Raw genomic sequence first — 8,250 nt, 5'->3', positions numbered from 1 at the left:
TCCGCGCTCTGGGCTTCAGCCAGGATGACATGAATTTTCAGCCTGCTGGCCTGGCGAAAATCAAGGCCCGCACGTTGATCGTGCATGGTGATCGCGATCCGTTCTTCCCGGTCGCAATTCCGGTCAGCCTGTATCAGTCGATCCCCGGGTCCGCCTTGTGGATCGTCCCCAACGGCGACCATTCGCCCACAGCCGGTGCCGGAGAAGCGGCCTTTTTGAGCCGTGTGGAGAGTTTCCTGGTAAAGGAGCCAATCGTTCCGTAACGCCATCTTCCGCTAACCGCCCCGCCCCGCTATGACGCAGTGCAGCACAACCTAAAGGGCGGCCATGCCACGCACGCGCGCAGACGGGAAAAAGACACAGATCGTAGTCGTTGGCGGCGGTGCCGGCGGGCTTGAGTTGGTGACGAAGCTGGGCGCGCATTTCCCGCGCGCCGATTTCGACATCATCCTGGTCGATCGCAACCCCACCCACATCTGGAAGCCGCTGCTGCACGAAGTCGCCGCCGGCAGCCTAGACGCCAATCTGGATGAGGTCGGCTATCGCGGCCACGCCTATCGCTGGGGCTATCGCTACTTCGATGGCGCGCTCGAAGCCGTCGACCGTGAGGCCAAGCAGATCGTCATCGCGCCGATCACCGATGAAGATGGCAGCGAAGTGATCGGCCGCCACCGCATCCGCTATGATTATCTGGTCATCGCGGTGGGCAGCGTTTCCAACGATTTCGGCATCACCGGCGTGAAGGATCATTGCCTGGCGCTGGAAAGCCGCATCGATGCCGATCGTTTCCGCCGCAAATTGCTCAACCAGTGCCTGCGCGTGTCGCGCCAGATGGTGGCCGATCCGGCCAGCGATGCCACGGTGAAAGTGGTGATCGTGGGCGGCGGCGCGACCGGCGTGGAACTGGCCGCAGAGCTTTATTCCGCCGCCGATGCGCTGGGCTTCTATGGCCTTGAAGTGTTCGATGGAAAGCGCCTGCAGGTGTCGCTGCTCGAAGCCGGGCCGCGCATCCTGCCGCAACTTCCCGAAAAACTGGCAGCCGCAGCCCATTCGGAACTGGAAAATCTGGGCGTCAAGGTGCTGGCCGGAACGCAGGTGGTGGCCGCCACCGCTGATGCCATCATGGTCAAGGATGGCCCCGCCATTCCTGCCGATCTGAAGGTCTGGGCGGCCGGGGTGAAGGGCGCCGAGTTCCTCAATGGCATTGGCGGGCTGGAAACCACCCGGGGCAACCAGTTGCTGGTGAAAGACACGTTGCAGACCACGCGCGACGATAGCATCTTCGCCATCGGCGATTGCGCCAGCTACACACCGCCTGGGCAAGACCGCCCGGTGCCGCCGCGCGCGCAGGCCGCGCACCAGATGGCCGATTCCACCTTCCGCAACATCAAGGCGCTGATCGCCGGCAAACCGCCGCGCCCGTTTGTCTATGCCGATAACGGCTCGCTGGTGAACCTGGCGCGCTATTCCACCGTGGGCAGCCTGATGGGCAATCTGGTGGGCGGCAAGATGGCGATCGAAGGTCGGCTGGCGCGTTTCGTCTACACCTCGCTCTACCGCATGCACCTGATCGCCATCCACGGCTGGCTTAAGGGCCTGTTCCTGATCCTGATGGGTCATGTGAACCAGGTGGTGCGACCGAAGCTGAAGCTGCACTAGCGGCTGTCGTTCACGGCATCCCCAAAATGCAAAAGGCGCGGCCACCGTTGCCGAGGGCCGCGCCTGATGGTTCGCGTTGGTTCAGGCCGCGATCACGCGGCGGCGGCGGCGCATGGCAGCGCCAGTGAGGCCAAAGCCGGCGATCAGCATCGCCCAGGTCGACGGTTCCGGCACACCCAGATCATAGCCCATGGTATCAAACGCGATCAGATCGAAGCGCGAGATCTGCATGAACGGGCGCGTGCCGCCCGGGCCGGTCGCCGTCGGGTCCATGATGCCCAGCGGCAGGGTGCCCAGGATGATATCATCCTTCCAGTGGCTGGCCTGACGGCCATCGCCATTGAACGCGCCGGTTGACAGCGGCGCCAGGCAGGTCTTGCCGGCATTGACCGAGAAGCACGGGGTGCCGCCGATCGACCAGTCGAGCGCCGACTGACCATCGAAGCTGCCATAACGCTGCAGATCGTTCACCGTGCCCCAGCCGATATTGTTCAGCCCGCGGGCGCCATTGGGCGCAGCCCGGTTCGGCAAGGCATTCTGATCGGCCAGATCAACGCCCGACCGGAAGCCCAGCGCGTGGCCGATTTCGTGCGCGGCAACGCCCACGAAATCGATGGTGCCCGGCGTGATGCCGTCGGTCGGATCGAAATCCCAGTTGAACAGCGTGCTGAACGATACCGACCCGTCGCGGCCAAGCGGATTGGAGCCGAGGTTATAAACCGGGTTCAGGCCAAGCGCCTTCACCTGTGCGGTGTTGATGTTGATGTTGTTGTTGTCGAAGCTGTTGTTGTTGTCGAGGAAGCGCAAGCGCGCATCGATGGGGCCTGCCGTCGGCGGTTCGTTGCTCACGAACGACAGTGGCCCGGTCTGCAGCGCGCCAACAGCCTTGGCATCCCAAGTGGAGGAAGCATCGGAGGCCAGCAGGCTGCGCAGACCATCATAGTTCACGGTATTGGTTGTCGACCCGGTGGAACCCAGGACGTTGGGGGCCAGAGCGGCGAACCGCACATCGAGGCGAATGGCGATCGGGTCCTTCAGCACTTTCGACCACATATTCGCGGCCATCTCAAAACCAGCGCGAGCCTGGGTGCCAGCACCAACACCGCCCAGATCGTTCAGGATAAACGTCATCTTCGGCGCCGAGGACTGGCTGGCCAAGGACTGGCTGGCCGCAGCCGCTGCGAGCCCGCTTGCAATTTCCAGTGTGCCCTGATGTTCCGTGAACTGGTGACCGCAATTCAGCGTGTGTTGGTGAGCCTGCGCGAACGCGGAGACAGGCAAAGCCGCAGCGAGCGCTGCGAACGCAAAGTGACGATAAGACATGGTACCCCCAAAAAGAATCACGCAATTACACGTTCGCGATTCCTACCAACGCGTTGATCGAAGTCAAAACAAAAAGTTGCCAATGCGTTAACGATTGGCCAGCGTCCCGGTTCCCACCCGAGCCCTATTCACGAAATTCGGCCAGTTCGGGGATGCGCGTAAAGGCAATCGCCGGCCCGCGTGACCGCGTGGCGCCCTGTTCATGGTGGCCCAGCGTCACCGCATCTCGGCCAAAGCGTTGGTTCATTCGGTCCATTGCCTGGCTTAGCGCCAGCCGGCGGCTGTCGGTGCGGGCGCAAAGCAAGGCTTCATCGTCGAAAAGATCGGCCTGCGCCGCATGGGCCGAAGTGAGGTCGGCCAACATCACCCCCACTTGCAGCAGCCGGCGGTGCGGAAACTCGGCTTCCATGCGCGTCCACAGCCGCTCCATCGCTTCAACCAGACTGATCGAATCCATCACCTGCGGCAGTTTCTCGCCGGCCTTCCACTTCGTGCCGCGCGCTTCGCCCTTCACCATCAAACCCAGCCAGCCAGCGCGGCTTTCGGCACGGCGCAGGCGTGTGCCGGCCTTCATCACCAGCCGCCGCGCCACCAGACGCGCCACCGGCAACGGCCGTTTTTCAGGGCCCAGCACATGGCTGTGGCCGATGCTGTGCTGCTGCGTTTCAACATCGGCAACTTCGTGCCCATGCAACTGTCGGTGCAGCCGTTCGCCCCATACGCTGCCCCACGCCATCCGGGCCTGGGCCGGGCTGATGGCAAACAACTGCGCCATCGTCACCAGCCCGGCGGCTGCCAGCCGCTTTTCCATCTGCCGGCCAACGCCAGGGATGTCTGACAGCTTCAGCGTCTCCAATCGGGCGCGGCGCACATCATCGGTCAGGATGGTCAGCCCGTCGGGTTTCATCATGTCGGCTGCCATCTTGGCCAGCAACTGGTTGGAAGCGACGCCAATGGAGGCGGTGAGGCTTGTCCCCACATTGGCGGCCAGCCCGGCCTTGATCGCCGCTGCGAGGGCGGTGACCGAGGCCGGACTGTTCTCGTTGTCCATCAGGTGGCATGCCACTTCGTGGATGGAGCAGACTTTGGTGACCGGCACATGCCGGTTCACTTCGGCGATCACCTGATGGTGAAAGCGCACATATTCATCGTGGCGGCCCGTAACCACCACCAGATCACGGCACATGGCTTTCGCCTGCCAGATCTTGGTGCCTGTGCGGATGCCATAAGCCTTGGCTTCATAGCTTGCCGCAATCGCACTGGTGCTGTCGGTCATCACTGGCGCCACCACCACGGGCCGGCCCCGCAGCGCCGGATTCAACTGCTGTTCAACGCTGGCGAAATAGCTGTTGAGGTCCAGATAGAGCCAGCGCAGAGGCAACGAATCAGCCATGACCATCAGTTAGCACAAACGGAACAAATACGGAACAAAATTGCTGCGTCATCCGGCACCTTCCGCCAGCCAGCGCAGCCTGTATGGTACGACGCATGTCGACCGATCGCGAAACCCAAGACGTTCTGGCCCAAGCTGCCGCCCATGAACCGCCCGGTGTGCGCGCTGTCGCGGCCGAAGCGCTCGCCGGCCGCCAGTTGCGTTATTATGATTTCTGCATGGCGGCCTTTGCCGTCATCCTGATCTGCTCCAACCTGATTGGCGCCAGCAAGCCAGCGCAGATCGATGTGCCGATCTGGGGCACGGTCACCTTCGGCGCCGGCATCCTGTTCTTCCCGCTGTCCTACGTGCTGGGCGACGTGCTCACCGAAGTCTATGGCTATGCCCGGGCCAGGCGCGTGGTGTGGGTGGGTTTTGCCGCCTCGATCTTTGCTGCCACCATGAGCTTTGTCGTGGTGTCATTGCCGCCTGATCCCAGCTGGAAGGGCCAGGCCGCGTTGGTCGAGGTGTTCGGCCAAGTTCCGCGCATTTTTCTGGCGTCGATCCTTGCCTTCTGGGCTGGCGAAATGGCCAATGCCTTCGTGCTGGCGCGGATGAAAATGCTCACCGGCGGCCGCATGCTGTGGACGCGCACGATCGGTTCAACCGTGGTGGGGCAGGGTGTGGACAGCCTGATTTTCTACCCTCTGGCCTTCTGGGGCATCTGGGAACCGGCGCTGGTGTTCAGCGTGATGGCTACCAACTATACGCTCAAGATCGTTTGGGAAGCGCTGCTCACGCCGGTCACCTACCGGGTGGTGGCGTGGTTCAAGGCGGTTGAAGGCTTGGACGTGTTCGACGCCGGCACGGATTTCACCCCGTTCAAAACGCGGGTGTAGCGCAGCAATCAGAATTGGGTCTTTAGCGCAGGACGCGCGTACGCCAGCGGCGGACCGGTTGGCCCGGGCGGACTGCATCCACGGCCATCAACAGCGGCTCGGTGACCAGCATCACCACCAGCATGACAGCGGCAAACGCCAGCATCGCCAGCCAGATCGGCAGGCTGACAAGGGCGAGGCCGATGCGGCTCAGCCCGGTCAAGAGCAGGTTGGTGTGCAGCTGCGGCATGGCCGGCAGCATGGCGCCGTTACGGGCCAGTGCCGAACCGGGCAAGGTTTCGCCATGAAAAGCCTGAATGGGCATGATGCAGTCTCCCCCGCAGTGCCTCGTTCGAGGGGCTGCGAGCCCGATCTGTACAGTCTGCCTGGCCCCCATTCAATCGAAAAAATAACTTTAGAGTTAATTTTTGATGGATATTCAAACGGCGCGCCAGAACGAGGAAAGGCGATCTCTTTGTAATATAGAGATAATTCCAAAATCTGCTGCAGGCGGTCGCGCCGCGATGGACGCACTTGCCAGCGTTATGCCTCTGAATCGGATGTGATTTTCAGCGTTGTGGCGGGTCGTGCCCCCAAATGCGCTGCTACAGCGCGATGCGCATCAGATCGCGGCCAACGATGATCGACCCTGAAAAGGCCCGCGCCGCCGAATCGCGCCACAGTGCATCCTCCACGCTGGCATCACCGCCCGGCACGAAATGGCTGAGTACAAGCGTCTTCACCCCCGCAGCCGCCGCAATCTCACCGGCCTGTTCCGCAGTCGTGTGGCTGGCCAGCAGATGAGCGCGCAGGCTGGGCGCGTTGGATTCGCCAGCAATCAGGCGATCCAGCGCCGGCAGATACATCACTTCCTGCACCAGCACATCGGCGCCCTTCGCCAGCGCGATCAGCGCCGGGCAGGGCCGTGTGTCCCCGGAATACACCACCGACTTGCCGGCCCAATCGAAGCGATAGGCAAAACTGTCTGTCAGCGGCGGATGCTCCACGCGTGCTGCCGTCACCTGCAAGCCGCCGGCGTTCAGCAACCCGCCCGGCCGCACTTCGGAAACCGACAGCATCTTGCGCAGATCGGGTCGGCCCTCATCAGCAATCCGCGTTTCGATATCCACCCTGGCAAAGCGCAGCCAATGCTTCGCCATCGCCGCCATGCCCTGCGGCCCATGCACCGTCACCGGCGTCGTCAACGCCCCGCTCCACGCCAGCCACGGCAGCGTGAAAACATCGGCCACATGATCGCTGTGCAAATGGCTGATCCACACATGCGCGAGGCTCTTGAGCGGCAACCCCGCCAACGCCGCCTGCCGCGCCACGCCGTTGCCAGCATCGATGATATGGAGTTGCCCACCAATCATCAGCGCTATGCTCGGCGCAGCCCTGAGCGCCTTCGGAGTCGGCCCACCGCCGGTGCCGAGCAGCACAAGCTGATCGGGCAGGGACTGCGCGGCGAGACGTCGCGGCACCAGGGCGGCGGCGCCGGCCATGGCGATCAATTGTCGGCGTGTGTGCATTGTGCTGCCTCCCCGTTGGAAGGGTGGGGGAGGGAGTAAAGGGAGGCAAGAAATTAGTGCGCCTCCGGCGGGCAGGGGTTCGTCCCTGCACCTGTTTGTTTCATTGTCGGCTATTTGGCCGGGAACCGACTGTCCGATCCGGGGCACGATACACGGTAAAGCTGACCTGACGCGAGCGCTCTGCGACTGCCGCCGCCTCGCGAAAGGAGACCAGCCGGCGGCGATCTTCGTCCCACAAGGTGAGTGCCAGCGGCCGGATCATCTGCGCGAAGGTGAAGCGGTTGAGATGACGCAGGTCGGGATAGGCGTTGAGCACCTCTTGCAGGCGATAGAACGGGATACGACTGGCGAGATGGTGGACGTGATGTACGCCGATATTGCCGGTGAACCAGCGCAGCGGTTGCGGCAAGTCGAGATGGGTGCTGCCGTACAAGGCGGCATCGTGGAACGACCAGGCCGTAGCCTTGTCCCAATGCGCCGTTTCGAACTGATGCTGGATGTAGAAGAGGTAGACCCCGGTCGATGCCGCGATCAGCAGGGTGGGGATCACGACCAACAGGGTCGTGCCCCATCCAACCAGGAGTATCAGCCCGCCCATCATGGCGGCTATCGCCAGATTGGTGGCGATAGTGCTGACCCAATATTTCACCCCGGCCCGCATTAACCCGATCGGCAAGCGGTGCCGCAGCAAAAACAAATAGGCAGGGCCAATGCCCAGCAGCACCGCCGGGTGGCGGTAGAGCCGATAGCCCAGTCGTCCAAGCCTGCTGCGGGACTGAAACTCCCTCACCGTCAGCGTATCGATATCGCCATAGCCGCGGGCATCGAGATTGCCGGTGCTGGCATGATGCAGCGTGTGCGAGCGCCGCCAGTAATCATACGGCGTAAAGGTCAACACGCCCAGCGCGCGGCCAATCCAATCATTGCCGGAGCGTTTGGAAAGAAACGCGTCATGCCCGCAATCATGCTGGATGATGAAGATGCGCAGCAACAGCAACCCCGCCAGCGGCGCAAGCACAAGGGCGATCAGATAGCCTGCGCTGATGGCGGCCAGCATGGCTGACACGACACCGAAAAACGGGACAAGCGTGATCGCCAGTTCCCAGATGCTGCGGACGGTGTGAGGCCGGGAAAACGGCTTGAGCTGCGAAACCAGCTTGTGCGGCACCAATGTGGGGAGACCAGTGGCAGGAACAGGTCCTTGATTTGGCATCTCGGTGTTCGCAAAATCCATGATTTCCACTTTTTATCCAAAAGCTTCCGACACTGCGGTTTTATATCAGGGCGCAAAGATTACAATCGAGATGTGGCGCAGAAAACTACCCATAAGATGGGCAAAAAATGGTCATTTATGCACGCCTAACCTCGGGTCAGGACCTATTGAAGCCGGGCCTGTCAGGATCGAGCCCATGTCTGCTTTGGGGCTTATGGCCCGGTCGCCCGAACGTCCGTTTTGCGGGCCCATCGCAGCCCCCAATCGCAGCCTGAC

Annotated in this window: 8 protein-coding genes; 3 read left to right on the top strand and 5 right to left on the bottom strand. The window is 62.4% G+C overall.

Annotated features, from left to right (window positions below):
• Positions 1-263: alpha/beta hydrolase (locus tag RMO81_RS11830; RefSeq protein ID WP_310476086.1), on the top strand; the 263-nt coding region annotated here is incomplete at its 5' end.
• 64 nt (positions 264-327) lie between these two features.
• A complete protein-coding gene (locus RMO81_RS11825; RefSeq protein ID WP_310476085.1) occupies positions 328-1,659 on the top strand; it encodes an NAD(P)/FAD-dependent oxidoreductase in 1,332 nt (443 codons plus the stop codon).
• An 81-nt stretch (positions 1,660-1,740) separates the two neighbouring features.
• Here RMO81_RS11825 and RMO81_RS11820 read toward each other — a convergent pair whose 3' ends face one another.
• Both RMO81_RS11820 and RMO81_RS11815 read right to left on the bottom strand, forming a co-directional pair.
• Entirely contained in the window at positions 1,741-2,790 is a 1,050-nt protein-coding gene (locus RMO81_RS11820) for an NF038122 family metalloprotease (RefSeq protein ID WP_310476084.1), read from the bottom strand.
• 316 nt (positions 2,791-3,106) lie between these two features.
• Complete coding sequence (locus tag RMO81_RS11815; protein ID WP_310476083.1) at positions 3,107-4,375, bottom strand: DNA polymerase thumb domain-containing protein; 1,269 nt, start codon at positions 4,373-4,375, stop codon at positions 3,107-3,109.
• A gap of 95 nt (positions 4,376-4,470) precedes the next feature.
• Here RMO81_RS11815 and RMO81_RS11810 point away from each other — a divergent pair, with 95 nt between their 5' ends.
• On the top strand, positions 4,471-5,253 hold the full coding sequence (locus RMO81_RS11810; protein WP_310476082.1) for a queuosine precursor transporter: 783 nt from the start codon (positions 4,471-4,473) through the stop codon (positions 5,251-5,253).
• A 22-nt stretch (positions 5,254-5,275) separates the two neighbouring features.
• Here RMO81_RS11810 and RMO81_RS11805 read toward each other — a convergent pair whose 3' ends face one another.
• From RMO81_RS11805 to RMO81_RS11795, 3 genes are all read right to left on the bottom strand, one after another.
• Positions 5,276-5,557, bottom strand: coding sequence for a hypothetical protein (locus tag RMO81_RS11805; RefSeq protein ID WP_310476081.1), 282 nt, complete (start codon positions 5,555-5,557; stop codon positions 5,276-5,278).
• 280 nt (positions 5,558-5,837) lie between these two features.
• Positions 5,838-6,761, bottom strand: coding sequence for an MBL fold metallo-hydrolase (locus RMO81_RS11800; protein ID WP_310476080.1), 924 nt, complete (start codon positions 6,759-6,761; stop codon positions 5,838-5,840).
• 100 nt (positions 6,762-6,861) lie between these two features.
• The gene (locus RMO81_RS11795) at positions 6,862-7,995 is read right to left on the bottom strand and encodes a fatty acid desaturase (RefSeq protein ID WP_310476087.1); all 1,134 of its coding nucleotides are present in this window, start codon (positions 7,993-7,995) and stop codon (positions 6,862-6,864) included.
• Between the last annotated feature and the right edge of the window lie 255 nt (positions 7,996-8,250).

This window comes from Sandarakinorhabdus sp. (assembly GCF_031422795.1).
In the GTDB taxonomy this organism is placed as follows: domain Bacteria; phylum Pseudomonadota; class Alphaproteobacteria; order Sphingomonadales; family Sphingomonadaceae; genus Sandarakinorhabdus.
This window is presented reverse-complemented; position numbering and strand designations above follow the sequence as displayed.